The organism is Oxynema mangrovii CENA135 (assembly GCF_016632315.1).
Lineage (GTDB): Bacteria > Cyanobacteriota > Cyanobacteriia > Cyanobacteriales > Laspinemataceae > Oxynema > Oxynema aestuarii.
This window is the reverse complement of sequence record NZ_JAEOXH010000002.1, coordinates 1,004,957-1,030,869: the sequence shown is the minus strand read 5'-3', so window position 1 is coordinate 1,030,869 and position 25,913 is coordinate 1,004,957. Positions and strand designations below refer to the sequence as shown.

25 protein-coding genes and 2 pseudogenes are annotated in these 25,913 nt (G+C 53.1%); 11 read left to right on the top strand and 16 right to left on the bottom strand.

Annotated features, from left to right (window positions below; translation table 11 throughout):
* Positions 1–258 precede the first annotated feature (258 nt).
* Positions 259–1,560 (top strand): carboxyl-terminal processing protease CtpC, encoded by a 1,302-nt coding sequence (gene ctpC, locus JJD41_RS18180; RefSeq protein WP_200668909.1) that lies wholly within the window; start codon positions 259–261, stop codon positions 1,558–1,560.
* Between the two features lie 123 nt (positions 1,561–1,683).
* Here ctpC and JJD41_RS18175 read toward each other — a convergent pair whose 3' ends face one another.
* The 5 genes from JJD41_RS18175 to JJD41_RS18155 all read right to left on the bottom strand — a co-directional run bounded on the left by JJD41_RS18175 (position 1,684) and on the right by JJD41_RS18155 (position 6,466).
* Entirely contained in the window at positions 1,684–2,322 is a 639-nt protein-coding gene (locus JJD41_RS18175) for a DUF6391 domain-containing protein (RefSeq protein WP_200668908.1), read from the bottom strand.
* 135 nt (positions 2,323–2,457) lie between these two features.
* Positions 2,458–3,204: an MORN repeat-containing protein gene (locus JJD41_RS18170; protein ID WP_168568888.1), complete on the bottom strand. Its 747-nt coding sequence runs from the start codon at positions 3,202–3,204 to the stop codon at positions 2,458–2,460.
* 201 nt (positions 3,205–3,405) lie between these two features.
* The gene (locus tag JJD41_RS18165) at positions 3,406–4,626 is read right to left on the bottom strand and encodes a hypothetical protein (protein ID WP_200668907.1); all 1,221 of its coding nucleotides are present in this window, start codon (positions 4,624–4,626) and stop codon (positions 3,406–3,408) included.
* A 243-nt stretch (positions 4,627–4,869) separates the two neighbouring features.
* Positions 4,870–5,493 carry a class I SAM-dependent methyltransferase gene (locus tag JJD41_RS18160; protein ID WP_200668906.1) on the bottom strand — a complete coding sequence of 208 codons (624 nt, stop codon included), beginning with the start codon at positions 5,491–5,493 and terminating at the stop codon, positions 4,870–4,872.
* Positions 5,494–5,884: 391 nt separating this feature from the next.
* Positions 5,885–6,466: a thioredoxin domain-containing protein gene (locus JJD41_RS18155; protein WP_200668905.1), complete on the bottom strand. Its 582-nt coding sequence runs from the start codon at positions 6,464–6,466 to the stop codon at positions 5,885–5,887.
* A gap of 224 nt (positions 6,467–6,690) precedes the next feature.
* On the opposite strand from JJD41_RS18155, the gene JJD41_RS18150 reads away from it, so the two are divergent.
* The 4 genes from JJD41_RS18150 to hppD all read left to right on the top strand — a co-directional run bounded on the left by JJD41_RS18150 (position 6,691) and on the right by hppD (position 10,276).
* A complete protein-coding gene (locus JJD41_RS18150; protein ID WP_200668904.1) occupies positions 6,691–7,095 on the top strand; it encodes an NIL domain-containing protein in 405 nt (134 codons plus the stop codon).
* 109 nt (positions 7,096–7,204) lie between these two features.
* Positions 7,205–8,386 (top strand): aldo/keto reductase, encoded by a 1,182-nt coding sequence (locus JJD41_RS18145; protein WP_200668903.1) that lies wholly within the window; start codon positions 7,205–7,207, stop codon positions 8,384–8,386.
* A gap of 7 nt (positions 8,387–8,393) precedes the next feature.
* Entirely contained in the window at positions 8,394–8,978 is a 585-nt protein-coding gene (locus JJD41_RS18140) for a GDSL-type esterase/lipase family protein (protein ID WP_200668902.1), read from the top strand.
* Between the two features lie 164 nt (positions 8,979–9,142).
* Positions 9,143–10,276 carry a 4-hydroxyphenylpyruvate dioxygenase gene (gene hppD / locus JJD41_RS18135; protein ID WP_200668901.1) on the top strand — a complete coding sequence of 378 codons (1,134 nt, stop codon included), beginning with the start codon at positions 9,143–9,145 and terminating at the stop codon, positions 10,274–10,276.
* A gap of 42 nt (positions 10,277–10,318) precedes the next feature.
* Here the strand turns inward: hppD and JJD41_RS18130 are convergent, their stop codons facing one another.
* From JJD41_RS18130 to JJD41_RS18095, 7 genes are all read right to left on the bottom strand, one after another.
* A complete protein-coding gene (locus JJD41_RS18130) occupies positions 10,319–12,616 on the bottom strand; it encodes a caspase family protein (RefSeq protein ID WP_200668900.1) in 2,298 nt (765 codons plus the stop codon).
* Positions 12,617–13,012: 396 nt separating this feature from the next.
* Complete coding sequence (locus JJD41_RS18120; RefSeq protein WP_234488906.1) at positions 13,013–13,363, bottom strand: hypothetical protein; 351 nt, start codon at positions 13,361–13,363, stop codon at positions 13,013–13,015.
* A gap of 6 nt (positions 13,364–13,369) precedes the next feature.
* A complete protein-coding gene (sat, locus tag JJD41_RS18115; protein WP_200668897.1) occupies positions 13,370–14,551 on the bottom strand; it encodes a sulfate adenylyltransferase in 1,182 nt (393 codons plus the stop codon).
* 79 nt (positions 14,552–14,630) lie between these two features.
* The gene (gene mnmA / locus JJD41_RS18110; RefSeq protein ID WP_200668896.1) at positions 14,631–15,686 is read right to left on the bottom strand and encodes a tRNA 2-thiouridine(34) synthase MnmA; all 1,056 of its coding nucleotides are present in this window, start codon (positions 15,684–15,686) and stop codon (positions 14,631–14,633) included.
* A gap of 265 nt (positions 15,687–15,951) precedes the next feature.
* Entirely contained in the window at positions 15,952–16,488 is a 537-nt protein-coding gene (gene cysC / locus JJD41_RS18105) for an adenylyl-sulfate kinase (RefSeq protein WP_200668895.1), read from the bottom strand.
* A 168-nt stretch (positions 16,489–16,656) separates the two neighbouring features.
* Positions 16,657–17,088: a hypothetical protein gene (locus JJD41_RS18100; RefSeq protein WP_200668894.1), complete on the bottom strand. Its 432-nt coding sequence runs from the start codon at positions 17,086–17,088 to the stop codon at positions 16,657–16,659.
* 1 nt (position 17,089) lies between these two features.
* Positions 17,090–18,532 carry an SLC13 family permease gene (locus JJD41_RS18095; protein ID WP_200668893.1) on the bottom strand — a complete coding sequence of 481 codons (1,443 nt, stop codon included), beginning with the start codon at positions 18,530–18,532 and terminating at the stop codon, positions 17,090–17,092.
* Between the two features lie 636 nt (positions 18,533–19,168).
* Here JJD41_RS18095 and JJD41_RS18090 point away from each other — a divergent pair.
* The 5 genes and pseudogenes from JJD41_RS18090 to JJD41_RS18075 all read left to right on the top strand — a co-directional run bounded on the left by JJD41_RS18090 (position 19,169) and on the right by JJD41_RS18075 (position 21,898).
* Positions 19,169–19,837: a hypothetical protein gene (locus JJD41_RS18090; RefSeq protein WP_234488905.1), complete on the top strand. Its 669-nt coding sequence runs from the start codon at positions 19,169–19,171 to the stop codon at positions 19,835–19,837.
* A gap of 64 nt (positions 19,838–19,901) precedes the next feature.
* Positions 19,902–21,074: an RNA-guided endonuclease InsQ/TnpB family protein gene (locus tag JJD41_RS18085; protein ID WP_200664654.1), complete on the top strand. Its 1,173-nt coding sequence runs from the start codon at positions 19,902–19,904 to the stop codon at positions 21,072–21,074.
* Positions 21,047–21,232, top strand: a pseudogene (locus JJD41_RS25780) (tetratricopeptide repeat protein); the annotation flags it as partial. The gene JJD41_RS18085 and the pseudogene JJD41_RS25780, both read left to right, overlap by 28 nt.
* A gap of 9 nt (positions 21,233–21,241) precedes the next feature.
* Positions 21,242–21,502: a hypothetical protein gene (locus tag JJD41_RS24975; RefSeq protein ID WP_234488904.1), complete on the top strand. Its 261-nt coding sequence runs from the start codon at positions 21,242–21,244 to the stop codon at positions 21,500–21,502.
* A gap of 198 nt (positions 21,503–21,700) precedes the next feature.
* A pseudogene (locus tag JJD41_RS18075) lies at positions 21,701–21,898 on the top strand (DUF433 domain-containing protein).
* 91 nt (positions 21,899–21,989) lie between these two features.
* Here JJD41_RS18075 and ygfZ read toward each other — a convergent pair.
* A complete protein-coding gene (ygfZ, locus tag JJD41_RS18070) occupies positions 21,990–23,069 on the bottom strand; it encodes a CAF17-like 4Fe-4S cluster assembly/insertion protein YgfZ (RefSeq protein ID WP_200668890.1) in 1,080 nt (359 codons plus the stop codon).
* 80 nt (positions 23,070–23,149) lie between these two features.
* A complete protein-coding gene (locus JJD41_RS18065; RefSeq protein ID WP_200668889.1) occupies positions 23,150–23,533 on the bottom strand; it encodes a hypothetical protein in 384 nt (127 codons plus the stop codon).
* 281 nt (positions 23,534–23,814) lie between these two features.
* On the opposite strand from JJD41_RS18065, the gene JJD41_RS18060 reads away from it, so the two are divergent.
* Positions 23,815–24,090 carry a hypothetical protein gene (locus tag JJD41_RS18060; protein WP_168568872.1) on the top strand — a complete coding sequence of 92 codons (276 nt, stop codon included), beginning with the start codon at positions 23,815–23,817 and terminating at the stop codon, positions 24,088–24,090.
* Positions 24,091–24,094: 4 nt separating this feature from the next.
* Here the strand turns inward: JJD41_RS18060 and JJD41_RS18055 are convergent, their stop codons facing one another.
* On the bottom strand, positions 24,095–24,931 hold the full coding sequence (locus tag JJD41_RS18055) for a BMC domain-containing protein (RefSeq protein WP_168568871.1): 837 nt from the start codon (positions 24,929–24,931) through the stop codon (positions 24,095–24,097).
* A gap of 170 nt (positions 24,932–25,101) precedes the next feature.
* Positions 25,102–25,770, bottom strand: a complete 669-nt coding sequence (locus JJD41_RS18050) for an LbetaH domain-containing protein (protein WP_200668888.1) — start codon at positions 25,768–25,770, stop codon at positions 25,102–25,104.
* Positions 25,771–25,913: the final 143 nt, after the last annotated feature.

Sequence of the window (25,913 nt, the reverse complement as noted above, 5' to 3'; positions counted from 1 at the left end):
GCTATGGTTTTGAATTGAGGAGTATTCAAAATCTTTTTTCCTCTGTATTCAAGCTAAATTAGCGGCTGGGAATATTTATCGGTGTAGCTCGATCTTGTGTGTGCTCGGATCCGGAACATTCCCGAAATGCGCGTTACTTAACGTCCCCCTTTCAAACTGAAAACTCGGATCGCCCGATCGCCCCTCGATTCGGAGGGACAGACGATTTGAACGAGGGTTCGTCTTTTTGCAGTTTTTCCGTCCAGGCTCAGAATAACAATGGTCATGACAAAAAGCGGGCTGGTATTAGGTGCAACAGCAGTTGCGTTAACTGCTGTTACAGTTACGGGCGCAGGTCTCCATCTGTCCCAAAGTCAAGCATTTTTTAAAGAAAGTCCCAAAGAACTGGTTGACGAAGTTTGGCAGATTATCGATCGCAACTACGTCGATGCTACGTTCAATCAGGTCGATTGGCGCGCGGTTCGTCAGGAATACCTGAACCGACCCTACGGTAATCGCGAGGAGGCTTACGAGGCGATCCGGGAAATGCTCGAACAACTTGAGGATCCCTACACGCGCTTCATGGATCCTAAAGAGTTCGAGAATATGCAAATCGATACCTCCGGAGAGTTGACGGGGGTCGGAATCCAGCTCGCTCAAGAAGAAGAGACCAACGAGTTGGTGGTGATTGCCCCGATTGAAGATACCCCCGCTTTCCGCGCCGGAGTGCAAGCGCGCGACGTGATCAAGGCGATCGATGGGAAGAGTACGGAGGGGATGGATATCAATCAGGCGGTCAATTTGATTCGCGGTCCGGTCGGTAGCGAGGTGGTGCTGACGATCGAGCGCGAAGAGGAGACGATGGACTTTACGATTCGTCGCGATCGCATCGAAATTCATCCGGTTCGCTACAGCTACAAAGACAGTCCCTATGGGGGGGTCGGTTACATTCGTCTGACCCAGTTTAATGCGAATGCGGTGGCGGAAATGCGCGACGCGATCGAAGATTTAGAAGGTCAGAATGTGGTCGGCTATATCCTCGATTTGCGCTCCAATCCCGGCGGTTTGCTCAATGCCAGTATTGAAATTGCGCGGATGTGGCTCGATCGCGGTACGATCGTCTCGACGGTCAACCGTCAGGGCGAAATAGACCGCGAAAGTGCCAACGGACGGGCGATCGCCGACAAACCCCTGGTGGTTCTCGTCGATGGCGGTTCCGCCAGTGCTAGCGAAATTCTCTCCGGCGCCTTGCAAGACAACGGACGCGGTACGATCGTGGGCACTCAAACCTTCGGTAAAGGGTTAGTTCAGTCGGTACGCGGCTTGGGCGACGGTTCCGGGTTGGCGGTGACGATCGCCAAATATTTGACCCCAAGCGGTCGCGATATCAACCACGAGGGGATCGTCCCCGATATCGAGGTCGATCTGTCGGAGGAAGAACGCAAAGCCATTCGCCAAAATCGCACTTTGATCGGCACCTTGGATGGCGACCCGCAATATAGTCGAGCGGTCTCGATTCTCGGCGATAAAGTGGCGGAAGCCAAGGCGACAACCCCCGCGCCCAATGTTTTATCTAAATAACTTGTGAATCCATAAAGTTATCCCGGGCGAAGGGCGATTCGCCCTCGCAAATCCATTAAAAAGAGGTCGGCACGAACCTGACCTCTTTTTTCGATTTTTTGCGATCGTCGGACTCGCAACGACTCACTCGATCCAACGAACCCCCACGAAATGGCTCGGACGTCCCCATAAATCCTCGACGGGGGACACCTCCTCGATCGCCAAATTAAACGGAATCGCCGTCGTGATGTAGCGTTGGGCGAGTTGGCCTAAATCTGGGGTCAGTTGAGCCGCCGCCGTCGCCGCCACTCCCAAACCGAACAGTTGTTCGAGAGGTCCTTTGGGCGCCAGCCAAGAGATCCCGAATGCCAGTCCGGCGGTCAATAACATCCCCACGGATAAATTCGTGCCGCAACGGGGATGAACGGCGAGGTCCCATTCCCCCTCGGTGAGGCGAGTCAGGGCAGTTTGAGCGGCCCGGCGCAGTTGTTGGGTGTTGACGTGACCGTAAAGGTAAAAACCGCGATCGCTCGACATTCCCCCGAGTTCTTGGTTGTCTCGAAGCTGACCCGATCCGCCACGGCGGCGATCGTCTCGGGCTGCTTCTTCACCGAGAACCCAAACCGTAGCGTGTTCGAGGGCGTGAACTTGTCGAACTAGCAACAGTTCTTTCAATCCCGGGACGAACTCTAACTCGTGTAACAACTCCGCATCTTGAGTGCGTTGGGGAACGAACTCGAAGGGAAACGTAGGGTCTGGCGAAGCAGAACGTCCGTAAGTCATGGCTGCGAAACCTCGATGAATTGAGCGAGCACAGAATTGAGCGAGCAGACTCTAGAAACGCGGGTACCAACATCAGCTCCCCTAAAGGGGGGCACCGTGGCCAGTCTGGAGATCGAACCGTGGGCGATCGCGCCGTCAATTTTCACCGGGACTGAAAGGCTGTCCCTCGCGGAAGACTCCCGGAAAGCGCCTGCCACTCGGATCGATCAAGGTTCCGTTCCCGTGAGGGATCCCCCCGCGTAACTCCCCTTCGTAGCGAACGCCGTTGGGAAACGTGCAGGTTCCTTCACCATCGAGATTTTGATTGAAAAATTCCCCTTGGCAGCGCGTTCCGTCGGGACGGGAAAAGACCCCATTTCCGAGGGGACCACCTGCAAAAAATTCGCCCACATAGCGATCGCCGTTAGCAAACACAAATTGACCGCGACCGGACGGTTGCGAACTAATCACGTCCGTTTCTATGTTCCTAACAATCTCGAATTCTCCTTCGTAGCGATCGCCATTAGGATAAATGACTTTCCCCTGACTAATGACTCCATTTTCAAAGACCCCTTCATAACGGGTATCGTCAGCAAAAATAAACACCCCTTGACCGTTCGGGCGACCGTTACGAAATACCCCTTCATAGCGATCGCCGTTGGCATACACGTAAACCCCGCGACCATTGGGTAAGCCGTTCGCAAACTGGCCGATATAATTATCTCCCCCTTGGTAGTTGCACTTCACCTGACCGGAAGTGCGCCCCCCTTCACAAATTGGGGGTCTAACATCGCTGCCATCTTGCGCCCGTCCCGGTAACACACTGGTGTAAATTGCAACCACTGGCCCGATCGCGAGAGCGAATAAAAATAATCCCAGATTTTTCGGTACTGTTAATATCATTGCAATCGTCCCCTTAGCATCCTTGCGCGTAGTTCCTCAATCCTATTTTAGGTCCGCATTTCGATTGAGTTGCTGCCTCCCGTCACCGAGTTAACTCGCCGATGGGGCGATCGCCGCCCGGTAACGAACCACCTCTTCCCTATAGATGAACACGGAATCGGAAATCCCACCGCCGCAGATTCCCGATCCCAACCAACGGTCTTACGGGCGCATTGCCGTCGCGTTCGGCGAGAGCTTCATCGCACTTTCATTCGCACTCGCCACATTCTGTTCCCCAACCGCCTTACTAATTTCAACGCCGTTTTGTTCCAAAATCACGATCGGCTCGATGCCTTCCAGACGTTCGATCCGCTTGACCAAAACTTCTCCATTGCCGCCAATACGCTGGCCGACTCTAACATAACGGGTGGTCGGTTCCCCAGGCGCTTGGACGATAATTTGGGTCTCTTGACCGACCCGAACCACGCCACTGACCTCTACTCCTTGGGCGATCGCCGTATCCGGCGGCGGCGGGGCTGCGGGTTGTTCCGCGACAGGTGCAGGGGGAATCTCCGGACCGATTGCTTCCGGCAACTCCGGTAAATCGGGAACCCCTCGCGCCGCTTGAGGGGGAATCATTGCGATTTGAGGTTCCCCCGTCCCTCCCGACGGTCCCCCTGGACCGATACTCGAAGGTAATTCCGGCAAATCGGGAACGCCGCGCCCCTCCTGGGGAGGAATCCCGGCAATTCTTTCGCCATTAGGACCGAAAGCGACTTGCTGCGAACCGGAAGGAACCGGGGCGCCGATCGCCTCGGGAAGTTGCTTGAGTTCGGGAACCTGACGCCCTTCGCCTTGGGGTAGTTTGGGCAGATTCGCCACTTGTGTAGCGGTTCCCGGCGCTGTCCTACCGACCGGAGGTTCCACGCGCGGTAAATCTGGCAAATTTGGTACCGCCTGGGCTTCCCCTTCTGGTAAGGTTGGCGCTTCTGCCACCTCTCGCGGTTCTGGAGGAACCTGCACCACGCCAAAGGGGTTGGCGGCGGTTCGTTCTCGTTTTTTCTCTTGTTCGACCTTCTGCACCCGTTCTTCCTGAGACATGGGTGGAATCAGATTCGAGATCGCCGTGGGATCCGACTGTTCGGTAACCGTGGGCGGTTGAGTGAAGGGCTGAGCTTTGTCCCCTTCTGCTCCTGCTTCGGGGGTTTCCGTGGCACTCGGACTGGCGCCGGGACTCGGACTGGCTGTTCCGGTGGGTGTGGAAGTCGGACTCGATGTTGGTGTCGGCGAGGGGGAACTCGTGGTGGTTTCTTCTTGTGGTTCGTTTCCACACGCACTTAACAAGAGAACGAAGATCCCGATTGACGCCTTAAATAGAAGTTGACGCATGGCCGTTGGTTGGATGAGGGTAGTTTCCTGTTCGATCGCGATCGCCCCACTCAAGATCGAGGCGTACTAAAGTTTTGTACTCAATTTAGGAGGAATCGCCAAATTCTCCCCTACTTTATCTCAATTTCTCGATCGCCATTGAGGTTTGGCGATTGTATCGATTTTTTAAGGCTATTTTAGAAATTAGGCGCAATTTTCTGCGATCGGGGGTATTCCCCCTTGCGCCAATCCTATCACGGGCGCTTGGAAGTGGCTACTCGTGAGTTAACTCGGGAAGTCCGAGGCGATCGCCCCGACTCAAATCCCGGCTTTTTTCCTAAATCGAGTTAACATCACCGGACCGAGTAAGCGCACGTGACCGAGACAATCGAGACCGACTTTTTTACCCAGTTCTTCTCGTAATGCTGGCGGGTAAAAGTGCATTGCACTGCCCCCTCGACCGATCGCTTCGCGCCGATCCCACCACCACGAGGCAAAATCAGCTAAATAATATGTTCCTCCCGGTTTTAAAACTCGTTTAATTTCGGATAATACTCGTTCGGGATCGGGATAGTGCAGAAAACTAATTGTATTAAAAACAGCGTCGAACTGCCCGATCGCAAAAGGCAGATTTTCCGCATTGCCACTGATGTAAATTACCCGGGCGCGATCGCGCTTGTTTTGCCTTGCCTGTCGCAACATTTCTGCGGATAAGTCCAATCCGGTCGCCTGAATGGTTGGAAATTTTAATAACAGGCGATCGATCAGGCGTCCCGTTCCGCAACCGAGATCTAAAATTGCGGCGCGATCGGCTAATGCGACATATTCGAGCAAGCGTTGGTGAATCGCTTGATAAAATACGGAAGGCAGTATATTATCGTAACTCGGCGCCCAGCGATCGAAGAAATATTCTTTAGATTTAAAAAGTTGCTCCTCGTTCATATAGAGATCCCATTGAAGTTTTAAAATTGATTAGAGAATGTTTATAGGATAAACGCCATCGGCTTACCCCAACGCTTTCGACAGTCTATTCTGCCTGGTAGGGGTTTGGTTACCAAACCCCTACTTTTTATATTTTCTCGATCGATAGGTTTTAAAAAATTATAAATATTATCCTTCTTTATTGACTTTATTGCTCGCTCAACTCACTCCATCTGTCGTCACCATAGAAGTACAGATTTACCCACCCATTGTTTACTCGATCGCATGTAAAATTGCTAGATTATAACTCTACAAAAAACAGCATAATTATATCATATTTTTTAGTAAATTCAATAAAAAAAGCGGGTCGATCGCCCGCCTCAACTCTGCTAAACTTTCTTAAGCTCGTCTTTTAATCGACAACTTGCGCGCCATGACTGCGCGGGTCGCTAGAACTTGAATCACTCGGCGCGGTGGGTGCTTTAAACCTAGACATTTGCCCCTTTGTTGTCGTAAAGGGTAGCGGTTTTTCCGCCAATAAAGCATCTAAATTCGAGTGCAATACATTCCCTGGCATTTCACCGATCGCACTAGCAATTGCTTCTCCATTGGCATTTAAAAAGACGAAATGCGGAATCCCATCGACCCGATATTTGGCAATTTCCGGTAACCATTTTGTATTATCGACATTGAGCATCACGAAATTAACGCGATCGTCGAATTCTTGTTCGAGTTTTTTGATTTCCGGCGCCATTGCCATACAAGTCGTACACCAATTGGCATAAAATTCGATCAATGTCGGTTTTTCATTCGCCATCGCCACCTCGAATGACGTTGAATTTTTAGCCAAATCCGTGACGGAAACCGTCGTCGCTTGGGTTCGCAACCCCAGGAACAGCGCCACACTTAACGCGACGGCGACTAAAACAATCGAAAAATTCCTCAGCCGGGTTGCTAAGGTAGAAGAAGCGGGTTCCGGTGAATTGACAGTCATGAGTGCTTTTGTTACGAGTTGTTACATGATGCTTCTAGTGTAGCGAAATTGCCGCGATCGTTCCCCGTATTGACCGAATTCCCGACCGAAGGCGACCCGAGTCCCTAGGGTCCACCCGCGTCAGTCCACCCTCGCCACGGAGAGGATCTCAAATCAGTCTGTTATCTTCCCAAGGGCGTATTTCCTATCTGTCTAAAACGACGAACTCAACTCTCAACCCTAATATGAAAAAACGAGTCACGTTAACTTTTCCGAAACGATCGGTACAAATGCCAATTACTTATCGATTGGCGAAAGATTTTAATGTTGCTGCTAATATTATTCGCGCTCATGTAGCGCCGAATCAGATTGGCAAATTAGTCGTAGAACTCGCTGGAGATATCGATCAATTAGATGCGGCGATCGATTGGATGAAAGCTCACGATATCGTCGTTTCTTTCGCCAGTCGAGAAATTTTAATCGACGAAGAAAGCTGTGTAGATTGTGGATTATGTACGGGAATTTGCCCGACCGAAGCCCTCACCCTCGATCGCGAAACTTACAAGCTCAATTTCACGCGATCGCGCTGTATTGTTTGCGAACAGTGCATCCCGACTTGTCCGGTGCAAGCCATTTCTACAAATTTGTAAGTTTCTACGTTGCTCAATCAACAGATGCTCGCCTAAATTACAAAAATAATACTATACTGATCTGTACCGATCTGTAGCGATCTAGAATCGAAACCCTCGACCTTCCATGATGCAATATCGACGTTTTGGACGCACTGAATTGCAAATTCCCGTGTTTTCTTGTGGCGGGATGCGCTATCAATACCAGTGGCAAGATGTTCCCCTTTCAAACATTCCTGAAGAGAATCAACGCAACCTCGAAGCAACGATCGAACGGGCGATCGCCCTCGGTATCAATCATATTGAAACTGCACGAGGATACGGTACTTCAGAAATACAACTCGGTCAAATTCTCCCCAAATTCGATCGCGATCGCCTCATCGTCCAAACGAAAGTTTCGCCGATGGAAAATTCACAAGACTTTCGCAAAACTTTCGAGCAATCTTTGAGTAATCTGAAATTAGATTATGTAGATTTATTAGGATTGCACGGAATTAACACCGACGAACTTTTAGACTATAGCTTAAAACCCGGGGGCTGTTTGGAGGTCGCCCAACAATTACAACAACAAGGAAAAGTTCGCTTTATTGGCTTTTCCACCCACGCGCCGACCGATATTATTCTCAAAGCGATTAACAGCGATCGCTTCGATTACGTTAACCTGCATTGGTATTATATCAACCAGTTTAATTGGCCTGCCATTGAGGCGGCGATCGAACGAGATATGGGCGTTTTTATTATTAGCCCGTCGAATAAAGGGGGTTTACTCTACGAACCGTCTCAAAAATTAGTAGAACTGTGTAAACCTCTCAGTCCGATGGTGTTTAATGACTTATTTTGTTTGAGTCATTCTCAAGTCCATACCTTGAGTATCGGCGCGTCTCGTCCGACGGATTTTGACGAACATTTGAAGACCTTAGATCTGCTCGATCGCAGCTCGGAAATTTTACCTCCAATTATCGAAAGGTTGGAAACTGCGGCTATTTCAGTATTAGGTGAAGATTGGTTTAAAACCTGGCACGTCGGTCTTCCCACTCCGGAAGAAACCCCCGGAAATATCAGCATTCATACGATTTTATGGCTGAGAAATTTGGCGATCGCCTACGACATGATCGAATATGGCAAAATGCGCTATAACTTATTAGGAAATGCCAGCCATTGGTTCCCTGGAGAGAAAGCAGAAAATATCGATTGCCTCGATTTCAATCCCTGTTTATCTCGCAGTCCCCACCGCGAGAAAATCCCTCAATATTTAGCTGAAGCTCACGATCTACTCGTTTCTAGTGAAGTAAAACGACTTTCCCAGCAATAAAATCGTCATGCGAATTTGCTTTGTTGGTGATTCTTTTGTCAACGGAACGGGCGACCCGCACTATTTAGGATGGACGGGGAGAATCGTGGCTGATGCTTGTCAGAAAGGTCACGATATTACCCTTTATAATTTAGGGATTCGTCGGGAAACTACGGCAGATATTGCCGATCGCTGGTTCGCCGAAATTAGCCGCCGTTTACCCCCTGAAGTAGACGGGCGCTTGGTTTTTTCTTTTGGGGTCAACGATACGACGGAGGAGGAGGGTAAATATCGGGTCGATCCGGAGAGTTCGATCGCTCATACCCGGAAGATTTTAACTCGGGCAAAAAGATTATATCCGACGTTAATGGTCGGACCGCCTCCGGTGGGCGATCGCCTTCAAAATCAGGCGATCGCCGAGTTATCCGATCGTTTCGAGGGTCTTTGTGAAAGCCTTGAGGTTCCTTTTTTAGATGTGTTTAAGTCTTTGGTTCGTTCGCCCATGTGGATCCAGGAAGCAGCAGGCAATGATGGAGCGCATCCCCAGCAAGGCGGTTATCAAGAATTGGCCGATTTGGTATTAGCTTGGCCATCTTGGAGGCAATGGTTTTAGATTTTAGATTTTATAGTAATTCTAATTTTTTTTAAGATAGATAATGAGTTTGTTGATTCGTGCTTTTACAGGAATGACGGTTCTAGAATATATCCGCTCGCGATCGAAAGGTTATAGATCGATCTCCTAACTTTGAATTCTCTCTTGCCTACCAACATCCCCCCATGCATATCGATCACGTCCATTTCTACATCAAAGATGCACCACGATCGCGCGATTGGTTTGTCAAAGCGATGAATTTTCAAGATCGCGGATCGTGGCATTCCCGTCATACGCAGACCGGGTGGGTGAGTAGCGGTCCGGTGAATCTGTTGCTGTCTTCGCCGCTAACCCCTGAGAGTCGGTGGTTTGACTTTGCCCGATCGCATCCTCCCGGAGTGGTAGATCTGGCGTTTCGGGTGGACGATCTCGAAGGGGCGATCGATCGCGCGATCGCGGCGGGGGCGCAAGTCCTCGAACCTGCGAGCCAATCTCGGGACGATCGCGGGGTGCTGAAATGGGCGAGGGTCGAGGGTTGGGGGGCTTTGTCTCATACTCTGGTCGAACGTCGGGGACGGACCGAGGGGAGATTTCCGCAACTGGGGGAGTTGAACGTCGATCGCGATCGGGTTGCGTCTGCGTTCGCGAAGCGACTCCAAAGGAGTCAGGAGAATCGCGTCGAGGATGGGGCCGGAGAAGATCCGTTAACGCTGTTAGGGATCGATCATGTGGTGTTGAACGTGGAAGCGGGGGAGTTGCAGGCGGCTTGCGATTATTATCAGAAGAGTTTTGGATTCGAGCGACAGCAGAGTTTTACGATCCGAACGGGGCGATCGGGGTTATATTCTCAGGTGTTGGTTCATCCCCGGGGTCAGATCGAATTACCGATTAACGAACCGACCTCGGACAATTCACAAATTCAAGAGTTTTTAGAGTGCAATGGCGGTTCGGGGATTCAACATATCGCCTTGAGAACCGATCGACTCGTCGAGACGATCGCCCGTTGGCGCCGTCGGGGGGTATCGTTTATCGACGTTCCGGCGACCTACTACGCGGGTTTGGCAAAACGGTGTCCGGTCGAGCTTTCCGAGGAGAGGTGGCGGGCGATCGCGGCGCAGGAGATCTTGGTCGATTGGCAGGACGAGGCATCGGATGCCTTGTTATTGCAAACCTTTACCCAGCCAATTTTCGACCGTCCGACCTTTTTTTTCGAGGCGATCGAGCGCTACCGAGGGGCACTCGGCTTTGGGGAAGGGAATTTTCAAGCCTTATTCGAGGCGATCGAACGGGCGCAGATCGAGCGTTCGCGCCCGGAATAAACGAGGGCGATCGCCGCTACATTCCCCTGGGAGAGGCACGGTTCAGGTGACGCGATAGATGAAGCTCAACGTCGCCCACGCCCGGGTATCGAGAGCCCAGCGATCGCTGCCGATCTCCAACGCTTCGAGACGTTGACTACTCGCATCGTTCAAGTCGTGCAGGACCGCTTGAGCGAAACTCAAGGGATTTTGAAGGGTAATCATCGGTTGTACGTCGCCTCGGGGACGGATGGAACCGGAGAGGCTGGCAAAGGTTTGTGGAAAGGGGCTGGCGCTGCAAATCACCTGGGTTTCGCTCATACCAGCCGACCCGTGGATCGCCCAGGCGGAGGATGCATCGGCGCCCGGAATCGTGGCCGTTTCGCCGGGGGCGATCGCATTTTGCTGTAAGGTCGGTTGGGTTTGTCCCGCTTGTCCGGTGGTGGGTTTGAGGGAAGGATAGAGGGCGATCGGGCTGCCGCTATTGTCGAGGGCGAAGACGATGCAGTAGATCGGGCGATCGCCGTAATTCTCGACGCGGTAGCGGATGCGACTGCCGAGGGCGATCGTGGTCAGACCGTCCGAGGGTTGGGCGATCGCGGTTTTGCTGCCGTTGGCACTCAACAGGGGCAAGCTGCCCTTTTTCGGGGGCGATCCAGCCCGAGGAGTATGCAGTTGGATTAAGGCCCGTGCTTCCGGCGCCACGGTTTCCAAGGTGACGCGGACGCCCAATTGGGAAGAAGTTTCGTTGGCGCTCAAGCGCAGAAACTTGGCGGCGAGTAAGGTTTGCAGTTCGGGAACCAAGCGTTGGGCGGCGGATTTGATCGCTTCGCCGCGTTCGCCGACGGTGTGGGCGAGCAGGTCTTTACCGAGGGAAAAGAGGGCGTAACTGCCGGGGGGGATCGAGGGTAAAGCGGTACTCGGCAAGTTGGCGACCCAGGCATCTTGAGCGCGACCGAAGAGATAGTCGGCATTGTGTTCCCCGGCGATCGCCTGAGAAACGCGGGAAATCCCGGCAAAGGCGCTGGTCGCATCGACGCGCTCGATCCGCTCCAATCCGGAATCGAGGGCGATCGTCAAGCTGACATTGCGCGGAATCACGCGAACCGCTTCTTGAATGAGTTGCCCTTTGCGTAACCGGGTGGGTCGTGGCGGTTGGGCGTTGGGTTTTCCGGTGCCGAGGACTTGGGCCTTGGCGGTGAGTCCGTCCCGCGATCGCATCGAAATCGGCTGTCCGGGGGGATCGGACGGATCGAGGGGTAAGGGGATAAATAGGGAGTTGGGTTGGTAGTTGTCGAGGACGGACACCGGGAGACCGCCGAGCCACACTTGAGCCGTCTGACCGCCATCTTCGACGGAGGTGACCACGCCTTCCGCAGGTCGTCCCTGACGGACGGCGGCGGGGAAGGGGTCGTCGTCAATTTTCATTGGCGGATTGGCGGGGTTGGGGCTGAGGCGTTTTAAAACCGTGGGTTTTTGCAGGGATTGACCGCTCAGGTAGCGGACGACCCGCTTCGCCCCTTCAAAACTGGATTGTAGGGAGGTTTCGGCGGTCACCGACCATAATTGTTGGGTTAAGGCGTAAGTGAACAGACCCGCGCTAAAGCCGTTCCAGTGGGTTTCCGTGGCGACGCGATCGCTCTGAGAAGCGGCGAGGACGACCCCTTCAAACGGAGAGGGGACGTTACCGAAGGGATTGGACCCGCGCAGTTGTTGTTGAAAGGCGAGTTCTGCCGTACTCGGTTTAGACCCGGGGGGACTCGGGCGCGATCGCACCCGCAAGTTCCCTTGTAAGGGATGACCGGGGTAGACGAAGGAGGTATCGAGAACGGCGATCGCCCGTTTGGTTTTCAGGGAACCGAGTAACAGGTTGAGGGTTTCGCCGAGGATGTCGTTTGCCGGATCGTCTTCGTCGGCGGGTAAGCCGCCATCGAAGGGAACCAGGGTATTTTGTACCCCTTCGGGGGAGTCTTCGGCATCGACGCGCCGACCGTAACCGCTAAAGTGAAAGACCACTAAATCGCCGGGTTCGGCGCGTTCGATCAGATGAGAGATAAATGTTTTTTCGATCTGCTCTCGGGTGGCTTGTGCGTCGATCAGGGCGATCGTGTTTTCCGGCTTGAAGCCGAAACGGTGGACGAGGAGTTGTTTTTGTAGTTGCACGTCCGTCGCACATCCCGAGAGGGGCGTCCCGTTCGGATATTGGTCGATTCCGACTAATAACGCCAGTTTTCGCGGGGCGTTTTGAGCCAGAGCTCGGTAGTAGCGATCGCCTGCCGCCAGCCATGTTGTTTCGCCCAGACCCAGTGCCGCTAACACCGAACTGGCCCGTTGTAAAAATTCCCGTCGCTTGAGTGCCATTCCCTATGTTTATCCTTCTACCCTTAACTCTTATTCTGTGACGGCAAGGAACGAGCTGCAACCGGAGAGATCGCGGCGGTCTCGACCTCCTACAACCGTGCCGAAATCTGTCGAACGGCGAGCGGCGATCGTTCCAGTTGGCCTCCGTTACCCGTCGGTGGCGGTCTGACCTTGCCAACCCACTCAACCCCTTGTTTTGTCGGTCTCGGACAAGGATCCGCGAGCCATCCAGTATCGTCCGTTTGTCTACGACTGTCACTTCGACTGCTAGAAGAGCGCAGGATGCTCGCCTGTCGTTCCCGGCTCGAAATTGATTGCAATAATAAATAAAAATAACAATTTGGTTGCTGAAGGTCGAGTTGCTGAAGGATCCTTGCCCCTGAATGTTTGTACGATTTATCCCGATGAGTAGGAAACTTGCGCCGCGATCGCCGCTCGGTCGCGATCGCGCTCGGAGGTTTTTTTGCTTTGAGCGTGCAAATTGACTCCCGTTTCTCCGGGGGCGATCCGAGGCACGGCGATCGCGGCGAACCGACAACCGCAATCGCCTGCCTTGAGCCTACGATACTCGCAAAACGGCGAACTCTTCAACCTTCGAGTCCAAAGCCGCCAGGGCGATCGCCAAGCGGCTCCTAACTCCTTTGGAGTCGCTTCGCGAAGGGAGTATCGCTTCCCGTGGGCCGCCGGGATCGGACAGGGATCGAACCCCTCCAATCCCTTTCCCTTCAAGGTTTTTGCCCACTTCAAATCGCTTTAATACGATTCCACACTCACCCGCATCGCCCGAGCCAATTCCGCCGCCACTTCCGGGCGCGAAAATTCCGGGGGCGGTAACTCACCTTGGCGCAGCAGTTCGCGCACCTTCGTTCCCGAAAGGTGAATGCGCTCTTCCGGCTGACTCGGACTCGTTTTCGTCGTCGCCATGCCTTTCGTGACCTTGCAGTAAAAAGCGTGCTCGAACTTCATCGGCGCGATTCCCAACTCGTCCGCCTCGAACTCTTCAAAAATATGTTGGGCGTCGTAAGTTCCGTAATAATCGCCGACTCCCGCATGATCTCGACCGACAATAAAATGAGTGCAACCGTAGTTTTTCCGCACCAGGGCGTGGAAAATCGCCTCTCTCGGTCCGGCGTAACGCATCGCCGCCGGATTGATCGCCAAGATCACGCGATCGCGCGGATAGTATTTCTCCAAAAGAATCTCGTAGCAGCGCATCCGCACGTCCGCCGGGATGTCGTCGGCTTTGGTCGCCCCCACTAACGGATGCAAGAACAAGCCGTCCACGGTTTCGAGGGCGCATTTCTGAATATATTCGTGGGCCCGGTGAATCGGGTTGCGGGTTTGGAAGCCGACCACGGTTTTCCATCCCTTATCCCGGAACATCTCCCGACTTTTCGCCGGGTCGATTTGATACTTGGGAAACAGGGGATGGGGATCGCGTTCGAGCAACCAAACGGGTCCGGCTAAGTTGATCGGGCCTTGGTCGTAAATGACTTTAACCCCCGGATGCTTCTCGTCTTCGGTTCGATAGACGTTGACCGCTTCGAGAGCTTTGTTATAACGATATTTCTGCGTCAGTTCGAGAACGCCGACAAAGCGACCGGAGGGGTCGTCCAAACGCACCCAGGAACCCTCTTTTAAGGGTTCGGCGACTTCTTCGCTCACGGACAAGGTAATCGGAACCGACCAGGGGAGTCCGTTGGCTAAACGCATGTCGGTGACGACGGATTCGTAGTCTTTCTGCTCCATGAAGCCGACCAGGGGGCTGAAACCGCCGATCGCGATCATGACCAGATCGGAGAAGGTGCGCTCGTCCATTTGAAGGCGCGGTAGGGTTTCGGCTTGCCCCAGAAATTCTTGCTTTTGGGCCGCATTAACGAGACGGTCGATCAGGTGACCGCCATGAGGGGGGATTAAGTCGCGTTGCTGAGTCAAAACGATTCCTCTTGTGGATGAACTGCGTTGGCTTGAGTCTGTTTTGGCTTGCCTCAACTATCCTACTGCGCCGAGGGGCTTACTCGAACGGTTCGATGACGCCGCCGCCGAGGACGCGATCGCCGTCGTACCAGACTGCGGCTTGTCCCGGCGTGACGCCGAATTGCGGGGCTTCAAAGACCAGTTGCACCCGGTTGTCCCCCAGGGGGATAACGGTGGCGGGTACGGGTCGGGTTCGATAGCGGATTTGAACCTCGGTGAGGATGGGGGCGCTCGGTTCGGCGATCGAAACCCAATTGACGCGACTGACGTTACACTTCGGTTGGGTCGCCGAGGCGCGATTGCCGACGATCACCTGATTGCGTCCGGGGTCTAAAGCGACGACGTAGAGCGGTTCCGGGGCGGCGATGCCGAGTCCTTTACGCTGACCGATGGTGTAGCGGTGTACGCCGTCGTGCTGTCCGAGGACGTTGCCATCGAGATCGACGATCTCGCCTTTTTGTTGGAGGATGTATTTTTCCAGGAATTGCTGCATCGAACCGTGGGATTCGACGAGACACAGATCCTGACTTTCCGGTTTTTTGGCGGTTTTCAAGCCGTATTCGTCAGCAATTTCGCGGGTTTGAGTTTTCTCGATCGCCCCCAAGGGGAACAGGCTACCCGCGAGCAGGTCTTGGGGCAGGTCGTAGAGAAAGTAAGATTGATCTTTATTACGATCTACGGCGCGCAGCAGTTGGTAGCGATCGCTCGCCGCGTCGTATTCGATCCGGGCGTAATGTCCCGTCGCAATTTTGTCCGCTCCGAGTTCGGCGCGCGCGTAGGCGAGCATCGGCCCGAATTTGACCGCTTTGTTGCATTGAGAACAGGGTAAGGGGGTTACCCCATTGCTATATCCGGAAACGAGATAATCGACGATATGTTTTTGGAACAGATCGCGGCTGTCAACGACGTGATGGGAAATGCCGAGCTGTTCGCAAATAAAGGCTGCATCGACCATTCCTTCCGAGCAGCACTGACCTTTCCCTTTCATCAACCATAGGGTCAGACCGAGGACTTCGTAGCCTTGATGGTGTAAGAGGGCTGCTGCAACGGAGCTGTCAACTCCACCGGAGAGACCGACAACAACTTTATTCATGGTAATTCAGCAGGGAAATGGGATGCAGGACATCACGATCGCGGCGGCGATCGCGCATAGGTCGATTTTAACGATTTTTGAGCCGGGGTTGAGATCGGTGGCGCGAAGCGATCTCCTCCTGATAGTTTTTTTCAAAAATAATGAGAGAGATCGAGGATAGGGACACTGCCGTGTCTCTACCCTCGATCCATCTCCATCGAGGTTTTAGAAAAATGGTATGACTACAAAAAGCACAACCAGCTTGGAACGGTTTTGCGTAGAAGTATCAATTCATTTCGATATATCCTTTGCTGGCGAGATAGTCGAGCACTTTTTTAACGCTCTCGTCGATGCTTTCCTTATCGGTATGGCAGTTCACTTCCGGCTCTTCGGGAGTTTCGTAAGGGTCGTCAATTCCGGTAAACTGCTTGATTTCACCCGCCCGAGCTTTTTTATAAAGTCCCTTGACGTCGCGTTCTTCGCAAACGGCGAGGGGAGCATTGGCGAATACTTCGACGAAATCGCCGATCCGCTTGCGAACTTCTCGACGCATCTCGCGATAGGGAGAAATCGCCGAAACTAGGACGATGACGCCGTTGCGGGTCAGTAGGTGGGAGACGAAGCCGATCCGGCGGATGTTTTCGTCGCGGTCTTCTTTACTGAAGCCCAATCCTTTGGTGAGGTTGGTTCGCACGATATCGCCGTCGAGAATCTCTATCGAGTATCCGCGCGCTCTGAGTTCTTTTTCGACTCCCCGGCTGATCGTCGTTTTACCTGCACCACTCAGACCTGTAAACCACACGGTTACACCACGCTGTTGCATTTTGATTTAACTCCAATAAATGTTCATTTCGATCGACAGCGATCGGGTTCGATCCCGATAGAGCTTTTAGATTGTACTGAAATTTGCCCCCGAATCACGCCTTTCCATCGATGTCAACAAGAGGCGATCGCCTCCTAACGGTCGATGGGAGAGGGTCAGTCGCGCTTTTTAATCTTCCAAAATCCATTCCACGGGTCGGGGAATTTTTTCAACCAGTGGACTTAAATCCTTCGACGCACTCACCCAAATGCAATCGCTTCCTTGCTGTACGAGGCTTTGGAGGTAAACGCTCAAAGGCGCTTCTTTGACTTCGGTGTTTACGGCGATCGCGCGATCGACACATAACTGTTCGACTTCTTGCAAGATATCCGCCGCTAACGCTCGATAGCCTTCTAACATAGACGCTTGCAAGCTGCGCCGCGACCCGATCCCGAGCCAGCCGTTTTCGCCGAGATCGCGCATCAGTTCGTCTACCGCATTCGGATCGATCGCGAAGACCACTTTTAACTGAAGCCGACCCTCTCGAGCGCTTGCTAAGGCTCGGTTGAGGGCAGTTTCGTAGCTATAGGGGTTAGTCAAAATCAGCACTAGGCTTGCCATGCTACCACTTTAATCCGACGAGGGGCCAATAGAGTTTGCTGGTGGCTAAGAAGAGGACGTAGCCGATCGCGTCGAGCCAAATCCCCCACCGCAGCACGGATAGGGGGCGCACGTAGCCACTGCTGACCGCGATCGCGATCGCCGGGGTACTCACGGGCAACATGAAGCCCAAACCCGCCGGAATGACGACGCCGAGGGTCATGGCCCGGGGGTCGATGCCGTATTTCTGGGTCAGGGCCAGGGCAACGGGCAAAATGACCGCGACGGCGGCGGCATTGCTCATAAATTCAGTCATTGCCAAAGCGATTACAACAACGGTAGCGAACACCAGAATAGGAGAATTTATACCGGAAGCCAATATCAGTTGGGTGAGGGCGGATGCGGCTCCGGTGTCGGTCAAGGCTGCACTGAGGGCGATCGCACTGCCGTACATGACGAAAATCCCCCAGTTGACATCTTCTTCAACTTCGCGCCATTGCGCCACGCCGACGATGAAGGCGAGGCAAACGCCGATAAAGGCAACGCTATCGAGTCCCCAGTTGTCCCCTTCCACGACCCACAGCACGATCGTCAGTAGGGTGATTCCGGCGGTGTACAGTTCTCGTCGCGAGATCGGTCCGAGTTGCTTGTTGCGTGCTTCTAAAAAGCGGCGGGCTTTCGGGAGGGAGACTTTTTCTCCTTGCGCCATGAGTTGGAGCAAGCCATAAGCGAGTCCGAGCAAGATCAGGACGAGGGGAATCGTCCAGACGATCCACTGGAGAAAACTAATCGAATCTCCGGTGGTGTTGAATAAGATTCCCAAAGCGAGCGGCCCTCGGGCGCCCCCGAGTAAGGTGGTGTTGGAGCCGATCACGACGCCCCAGGCGAGGGCTAGGAATGCGGCCAAGCCAAAGCGTCCGCCGGGTTTGGCGCCGGAAGCGCGCACGACTTCGAGGACGATCGGAAACAGCATCGCGGCGACGGCGTGGGCGCTAATCACGCAAGACATGATCGCGGCGAGCAGTAGAATGGATCCGAGTAAGGTGGTTTGTTTTTTGCCGAATCGAGAGACGACGGCTAGGGCGATGCGGGTACTGAGTCCCGATCGCACGATCGGACTGGAGAGGATGAAGGCGCCGAGGATGAAGAAGACGGCCCGATTGCCAAAGTAGGCGTAGGTGTCTTCGTGGGAAATGGCGCCGCTAAAGGGTAGCAGGAGGAGAATCAGGAGGGCGGTGACGGGAAGGGGGAGGGTGCTGGTGCCCCACATGAAGACGGCGACCCCGAACACGGCGAGCGATCGCCGCGCTTCTGGTGTAAAGTCGGGCAAGGGAATGACCATGACGGTCGCGAAAATCAAGGCCGCGATCGCGCAACCGATCCAATGCTTGCCCAGGCGATCGGAATATCGCCTTAATGAGGTCAATTGCTGCCAAATCAACAGAAAATATTGCTGTATGCCCATGCAAATCCTTTTCGCTCTCGGTCGATAGCCGAACTCACCAATGTTGTCAGCCCGTTCTGGGTTCGGTACTGGCGATGCTCCTGACAGAATCCGATGCCTCGCTCTACCTTCGACAAGCGGGCATCGCTTTCTAGCTCAATGAATTATACGCGATCGCGCTGAAATGCAGGGGCGATCGGCCCGAGGGTTCCCTCTCAAATTTATCGCCGCTTTTTGCCGAGCCAACGGGTTCGAGAATGAGAGCAGTTTATTCTATAAATCTCACATTTATTGAGGGCGATCGCGTAATATAAAATATTCTATAAAACAGAATTAAAACAATACAAAGTCATTGAAAAACAATAAAAAAAATACAATAAAAACAATAAAAAATAAGAATTGAAACCGATTCGACCGTAAGTAAGCTTCGAGACGTAGCTTTGCTCGCATGGGTGGCGATCGCCTCACTTGCATCGCCTCACCTGTAGGGACACGGCAATGCTGTGTCCTTAATCCATTAGAAGTTGTTAGAAACAACTATACTATCTTTCTAAAACTCGATCTCTCTCATTATTTTAAAAAATGGTATTAGAAGTTGTTGGAAGTTAGAAAATGCTATAGGTTATCTTAGAAAACAGGAAAAATTGGGTTTCTCCTTTGCCAGTTGCCTCCATTCCCGAGAACCTGCACGAACCCGATGTTCCTCTATTCCCCAACCAGACAAGCGCCAGACCGATGTCTATAGATTTTATCGGCCAACGTCACCTCCGCTTGTTGACCTTCACCGCTATCCTGGCGGGAGGCAGCCTCTGTCCCTTGGCGATTCCGGCCCTTGCTGGAGTGGGTACGATGCTGGCGGGGGTTGCAGGCGGTATCGTCGCTAACGACGTCATCGCCTATCACCTCACTCAACTGTCCGCCAAGTTGCGCCAAAGTGGAGACACTCTCGCCAATCAAGATATTACCAAAGCCACCGGGTTGACCGTCGGGTTGGTGATTCAGTCCGTCGCCGAATCCGGGCGTTATCCCCAAGCAGCGAAAGAGCTCAAACACCTCGCCACCACGGCGGCGCAACAGTGGACGATGTTTGCGCAAGTCAATCGCGACGGGGAGTTTGGCGAGTTAGACCCGTTGCAAGAAGAGCAAATTAACAATCTCTTTGCTAAATCCGGTCGGGAGTTCTACGAACAAACGGTTTTAACGGTAGACGATTGGTGCAGCGTGTTGCGCGATGGCTTGTGTGTGCGTGCGAAAATCACCTTACCCGACGATGCCGTGAGTTTTAGCCAAATCCGCAAGAATCCTCCGCTTCAAATCTATGATTGAAGCGTGAGATGAATGGCGGCAGTAACTTATGGTAGAGTATTTATGGTGAATTCAGTTGACCCTAATGCTTAAAGCTGTCAAGGTCAGATTATACCCAAATGAGCAGCAGAAGCAATCGCTGGAGCAATCCTTCGGCAATTGCAGATGGCTGTGGAACTATGGTCTGAACTTGATGAACCAAACCTACCAGGAGACTGGAAAAGGACTATCTAGTTACGACATCAAGAAAAAGATTCCCAGCCTCAAACAAGAGCATGAGTGGTTAAAGCTGACATATTCACAATGCCTTCAACAGGTTTGCATTAACCTGGGAACCGCTTTTAATAACTTCTTCGAGAAACGAGCCAGGTATCCACGATTCAAATCCAAACACGGCAAACAATCCATCCAGTATCCCCAAAATGTCAAGGTGTTGGAAAACGCCTTGAAGCTACCGAAGGTTGGGGAAATTAAAGCGGTTGTTCATCGACCAATAGAAGGCAAACTCAAAACCGTCACAGTTACCAAAAATCGCTGCGACCAGTATTTTGCTTCCATTCTCTTTGAAGATGGGAAACCCAATCCAGACTCATCCACTGAGGGAAAAGCGGTCGGTGTAGACCTTGGATTAAATCATTTTGCTGTAACTTCCGATGGGTCTAAGTTTAACAACCCAAGATGGATTGCTAAACATGAGCGTAACCTGAAACGCAAGCAGCAAGACTTATCGAGAAAACAGAAAGGCTCTAACAACCGAAATAAAGCACGAAAGAAAGTCGCTAAGGTACATAACAAGGTAGCACGTTGCCGGGAGGATTTCCTACACAAGCTATCGCGTAGGATAGTTGACGAAAACCAAGTCATCTGTGTGGAAAACCTCAATGTCAAAGGCATGCTCAAAAACCCGAACCTGGCTAAGGCGATCGGCCAAGTCGGTTGGGGAATGTTTTTGACGATGCTGAAGTACAAAGCCGAACAGGAAGGGAAAGTCTATATTGAAGTTGATAGATTCTTCCCCTCTTCTAAAACCTGCAACGTTTGCTTGAATCAAATCGATAGCCTGCCACTAGATGTCAGAAATTGGACTTGTTCTAGCTGTGGGACGAGTCACGATCGCGATCTCAATGCAGCTATCAATCTCAGAGAAGAGGGGCTACGACTCTTGACCTGCGGGACGCGGGGCCAAGCCTACTGTCGGGATGTAAGACCGAACCGTAGAGGACGCAAGAAATCTACGATTGGGCAATCTGTTGGGTAGGAAGCCGCTATTGCAATCTCCGATTCAATAGCGGTAGTTCACGCAATGCTTACAATTCCCTGGGACAGTACCGAGAGGCGATCGCCTTCCACGAACAATCCCTCGAAATTAAACGGGCGATCGGCAACAGAGGGGGGGAAGCCACTTCTTTACAAAACTTAGGTGCTTTGTACCAAAAAATCGGCAGAATTAAAGAAGGATTTGCGGCGAGTCAGCAAGCACAATTAATTTATCAAGAATTAGATTTACCCCTTGAGGCTTACCCGATTCCCAATTGGATGAAAACCATTGCTAAATTTGCCCGACGAGGTAAATTTCATCTAATTGGATGTGCGATTCTCGGTATTTTTGCGTTCCCGTTTGGTCTGATATGGATAGTTTTCGTTATCCTTTACCGCCTCATCCGCAGTCGCTTCGCCCGCCGCTAATCTCCCATTCCCGATCGATGGTAAGTCGATCGCCTTTCTCAATTGGATAGGGGGCGAGTTGGGTTGGGTTCCAGGAATACGAGGGGGAAAGAAACCGGGTTGCTTCTGACAATTGGCCCATTAAAGCAACAGCTTTGGCATCGATCTGATTCTAGAAAACCCCGCTACAATAAGCGTAGAACTACCCGATCTTGTAATATGAACGACCAACAAATTATTACTATAGAACCGGGAAAACGCGGTGGCAAACCCTGTATCAGAAAAATGCGGATTACAGTATACGATGTTTTAGGCTGGCTTGCCAGTGGGATGTCTCATGCAGAAATTTGAGATGACTTCCCCGAATTAACTGAAGAAGATATCCGCGCTTGTCTTGAATTTGCACGAAATCAGTGATGAATTGCACAAGAAATAAGAAGACAAGAAAGAGAAAACCGATCGAACCTCCCGAGGGAGGGGCGAACAATATTTCACCCCTCCCACCGTTCTACTCGGCGGCGTCGCCACTGGTTTGAGTGGGATAACCCCGGGTTACAAAGGGAATTTCGACGACTTCTCCTTCCGCTTCGCCGACGCGAACGCTTAACCCTTCGCCGCCTGCTTTGGTGCGGATGTACGCCAAGCCGAAGGCCCCGGTATCGCCGACGGTACAACTGGTGAGTTTGCCGACTTTGTCTTCGCCGACGGTGACCGGGGTTTCGGGTTCGACACGACGATCTAAACGGACGCCCCACAATTGTTGTTTGACGCCTTTATAGGTGTTGAGACGGGCGATGGTTTCTTGTCCGATGTAGCACCCTTTTTCAAATGAAATGGTTTGCCACAATCCGGCTTCGAGGGGATTATAGTCGTCGGTGAGTTCGCGATCGCTCGCCGGACGCCCTTGTTCGACTCTGAGGCGTTCCCAGGCGCGATCGCCCATGGGTACGGCCCCGGCTTCGGTGAGGCTTTGCCAAAGTGAGGCGCTGCGATCGCCCTCGCAAATTAGAGTATATCCGGGCAGTCCCAGGCCACTCCCCCGACACAAGCGCACTTCTGTACCGTCGATGGCGACGATCGCGTGAGACCCGTCAGTTTGCGGTCCGGCAATGTCCCATTGTTTCAAGAGGCGATCGGCCTCCGGTCCGATTAAACTAAAGGTTCCCGTGGTCTCGGTGAGATCGCTTAACTCGACTTTATCCGCCGGGAAGATATAGCGATCGAGCCATTGCAGCATTTTTTGACGGCGGTTCGGCGAGACCAGCAGCAAGACGGCGGTTTCGGTAACGTAAGCGCTGACGAGGTCGATCGTGCGAGCGGTAGAGGTGACAAACACCGTCTCGCATCCTTGACCGGGTTGCAACCGTTGAAAGTCGTTGGTACTTTGGTTGTGCAGAAAACGCAGTTTGTCGTCTCCGGAGAGTTGCAAGCGTCCCCAGTGGCGGCGATCGCACAAAGCGACCCCGTTGCGGGCGGCGGCGATCGCCTCGCCGTCGTTACCGAAGCTGACCGGGACGGGGCGATCGCCGTCCCCGGACTCAAAGGTGGCTCCGGCGGCTTTTTGTAAAGTTTCGAGATCGGTGGTCATCGTGGTTTTTGTATACAGGTTTTCGTCAATTTCAGCCGATTTAGCCTATTTATTCTACCGTTTAAGCCGGAAAGGCGATCTTATGCATTCGGTAAGTTTGCAAATAAATCGTCGATGACTTTGACCGTTTTTTCTTCCAATTGGGTCCAGTCCACCTCGCCGTTTTCGTCGAGTAAACCCGTATCGATTTCTACTTCTACGGTTTCGGCGGGGGTATGGGTTTCTGTATAATTAGAAAAGCACACCCGATAGCATAATTCCCAGACTTGCACGCGCACTTGTTGTTCTTGTTGGTGCAAACAAAGCTGATAGCCGGGAATGGGGGTTTCGACTTCTTCGTAAGTCCCTTCCCAGGTGGATTGTTCGATCTGTTTGCGGATGTTGTCGAGAACGCGCAGTAGGGTGGGTTGCATCAATAATTCCGCTTGGCGCCACGCTTCCATGTCTTTCAGTTTTGGTTTCATCGCCCCTGACTTGCGAAGTGTTCCTTCATCAGGATAGCGGTTGGTGGCGATCGCGCGCGAGAGCGGGGCGATCGCGCGGCGGACGATTCGATCGATTCTTGATATTTTGTAGCATTTCTTGATTTAATTTTTGGCTTTTTAAAATACGATTAAATCTATTGCATCGATCGAGATTTCCGCTTAAATTAATTTCTAGAATTTGCTAGATTCATGGGACTAGACAGGCTGATTGTACTCGAACTTTCCAGATTTTTAGATCGTTAGTTTACAGGATCGCTCCGATGAATAATCTGTCCGAACAAGATGTGTTCGTTGTCGAAGTCAGTCGAGAACGTTCGATCCGTCGCACGGTCATGTTGCTAGAAACGAAACGCCGACGAATGCGCGAAGAGGCGATCGAGTTAATCCGCAATCTGGCGTTTTTGTCTCTCCCCGTGGATTTAGCCCGCAACACGCCGGATTTGTCGGAAGATATTTTAGCAGAAGCCCTATCGCGCTTGGGCGACGATGCCTTTGCACGCTGGTTGTGGGAAACGATCCAAGAACCGACCCCGTAACCGCCTACTCGCGATCGAGGGGTTCGGCGTTGCGCTGTTCGAGGGAGTCCAACTCCGGCAATTCGACGAGTTCGACTTCTTTTTGAGATTCGGAGGCCGGAAGTTGCTGTAAATCCGGTAAAGCCACCATATCTTTTTCTTTTTCTTTGACGGAAACGGGCATTTTGAGCGGTTGGCGCTCTTCGACCCAGCAACTGGCGACGGGGAGAGTTTTTTCGAGGTCGTCGAGGGGTCGCGGAATCACCATCACGGCGTGGAATTCGCCAATCCGTTCGGCTTCGTACATTCCCGCTTCCACCGCGACGACCACGTCGGCGACGGCGCCGCGCACGATCGCCGTACAGAGTCCGTCCCCGATTTTTTCGTAGGCGGCGAGTTGGACGTTGGCAGATTTGAGCATCGCATCCGCCGCGCCGACCATCGCCGGAAAGCCCCGGGTTTCTAACAATCCGATCGCCTGATTGCTCAAGCGCGACTGTCCTTGTTCTTGGGCGAGGTCGGACAGGCGCGAACCGATGGGAAAGATAACTTCTAAATTGGGCAGGGGACGGGGCAGAATCAGCTTAGAAACGGTCTGTCCGAATTTTTCTGCCGTTTCGGCTCCTGCTTCGACGGCGAGGCGCACGTCGGCGATCCGACCGCGCACGATCGCCGTGCAGTGACCGCCGCCTATTTTTTCGTAACCGACTAAGACGACCCCGGCGGATTTGAGCATCATGTCCGCACAACCGACAATGGCGGGAAAACTCTGGGTCGAAACCAGTCCCAACGCGCTTTCGCTGAGGTTATCCGTTCTTCTCAATTGTTGGCGGGGAATAATTCCCGATTGTTTTCGATCCATAGTCTGACCTCCATCGCTCGCAAGGGCGGGGTTTTCCCCTGCTTTCATTGTAGGTGGAAGGGCGGGCGATCGCTCGGCGGTACGGGTGGAGTTCCGCCCGCAGGGGGGTGCTTCGGCGTGGGGGCGTCCGTGGCGGCGATCGCGATCGCCGTCCCTAACACCCGGTCATTTCAGGCGGATCCGTCCGAGGGATTGGGGGGTTGAGAATGGGGAAACAGAGTAAATAAGAAGCGACTGATATGCTCCTGACCGGAACGCAAGGCGTCCGAGGTGGAGGGGCGATCGTCCCCCGTCGATTCGGTGGTCGATTGGGTTTCCGTTTCTAAGTTCGTTTCGGTTTCCGTTGCCGTCGGGGAAGCCGATGGCGGGGCGGGGCTGGGTTGCTCCGCTCGATCCGGTTCTTTCGCGGCGTCGTCGGCCACGGGTTCGGGCGCCGGGGCGGGTTCGGGGGTCGGGGCGGGTTCGGGGGGAGTAATATCGCTCCACTGACGGCTGCGATCGCCGAGGATCGAACCTGCGGGAACGATTTGCCCGGGGGCGATCGCGGGATTGAGGACCGTGGTGGCGGCGCCGAGGCAGGCATTCGCCCCGATCGTTCCGCTTCCGATCGCCAATACTCCGGCCCCGAGGGTCGCCCCTTCGGCGATCGTCAGGGTACCTTGATGGGCTTGGACGATCGCCCCCATCCCGATCGACACCCCGGCACTGACGATCAACTGACTGTTTGGACTCGCTTGGAGAATCACCCCAGGCGCGATCGCCGCACTCTCGTCAAGCTTTACGTCGCCACTGACGTACACCATCTGGTTGTCAGTGGCTCGTACGGGCGGCAAATACATGGGAAATCAAACCTCAAAGGGTCTTGACAAAATTCGATTATCGTGCATACGACCGTCGGGCAAGCCGCGATCGCGCGGGCGATCGGGGGAATCGGAGCGAGGTTGGCGCCAACGCCACCCCGACTCCCCCCGCCGACGCAAAG

Coding starts and splice junctions, on each gene's coding strand:
- ctpC (WP_200668909.1), top strand. CDS start 259: ATGGTCATGACAAAAAGCGGGCTGGTATTAGGTGCAACAGCAGTTGCG.
- JJD41_RS18175 (WP_200668908.1), bottom strand. CDS start 2,322: ATGACTTACGGACGTTCTGCTTCGCCAGACCCTACGTTTCCCTTCGAG.
- JJD41_RS18170 (WP_168568888.1), bottom strand. CDS start 3,204: ATGATATTAACAGTACCGAAAAATCTGGGATTATTTTTATTCGCTCTC.
- JJD41_RS18160 (WP_200668906.1), bottom strand. CDS start 5,493: ATGAACGAGGAGCAACTTTTTAAATCTAAAGAATATTTCTTCGATCGC.
- JJD41_RS18155 (WP_200668905.1), bottom strand. CDS start 6,466: ATGACTGTCAATTCACCGGAACCCGCTTCTTCTACCTTAGCAACCCGG.
- JJD41_RS18150 (WP_200668904.1), top strand. CDS start 6,691: ATGAAAAAACGAGTCACGTTAACTTTTCCGAAACGATCGGTACAAATG.
- JJD41_RS18145 (WP_200668903.1), top strand. CDS start 7,205: ATGCAATATCGACGTTTTGGACGCACTGAATTGCAAATTCCCGTGTTT.
- JJD41_RS18140 (WP_200668902.1), top strand. CDS start 8,394: ATGCGAATTTGCTTTGTTGGTGATTCTTTTGTCAACGGAACGGGCGAC.
- hppD (WP_200668901.1), top strand. CDS start 9,143: ATGCATATCGATCACGTCCATTTCTACATCAAAGATGCACCACGATCG.
- JJD41_RS18130 (WP_200668900.1), bottom strand. CDS start 12,616: ATGGCACTCAAGCGACGGGAATTTTTACAACGGGCCAGTTCGGTGTTA.
- mnmA (WP_200668896.1), bottom strand. CDS start 15,686: ATGAATAAAGTTGTTGTCGGTCTCTCCGGTGGAGTTGACAGCTCCGTT.
- cysC (WP_200668895.1), bottom strand. CDS start 16,488: ATGCAACAGCGTGGTGTAACCGTGTGGTTTACAGGTCTGAGTGGTGCA.
- JJD41_RS18100 (WP_200668894.1), bottom strand. CDS start 17,088: ATGGCAAGCCTAGTGCTGATTTTGACTAACCCCTATAGCTACGAAACT.
- JJD41_RS18095 (WP_200668893.1), bottom strand. CDS start 18,532: ATGGGCATACAGCAATATTTTCTGTTGATTTGGCAGCAATTGACCTCA.
- JJD41_RS18085 (WP_200664654.1), top strand. CDS start 19,902: ATGCTTAAAGCTGTCAAGGTCAGATTATACCCAAATGAGCAGCAGAAG.
- ygfZ (WP_200668890.1), bottom strand. CDS start 23,069: ATGACCACCGATCTCGAAACTTTACAAAAAGCCGCCGGAGCCACCTTT.
- JJD41_RS18065 (WP_200668889.1), bottom strand. CDS start 23,533: ATGAAACCAAAACTGAAAGACATGGAAGCGTGGCGCCAAGCGGAATTA.
- JJD41_RS18060 (WP_168568872.1), top strand. CDS start 23,815: ATGAATAATCTGTCCGAACAAGATGTGTTCGTTGTCGAAGTCAGTCGA.
- JJD41_RS18055 (WP_168568871.1), bottom strand. CDS start 24,931: ATGGATCGAAAACAATCGGGAATTATTCCCCGCCAACAATTGAGAAGA.
- JJD41_RS18050 (WP_200668888.1), bottom strand. CDS start 25,770: ATGTATTTGCCGCCCGTACGAGCCACTGACAACCAGATGGTGTACGTC.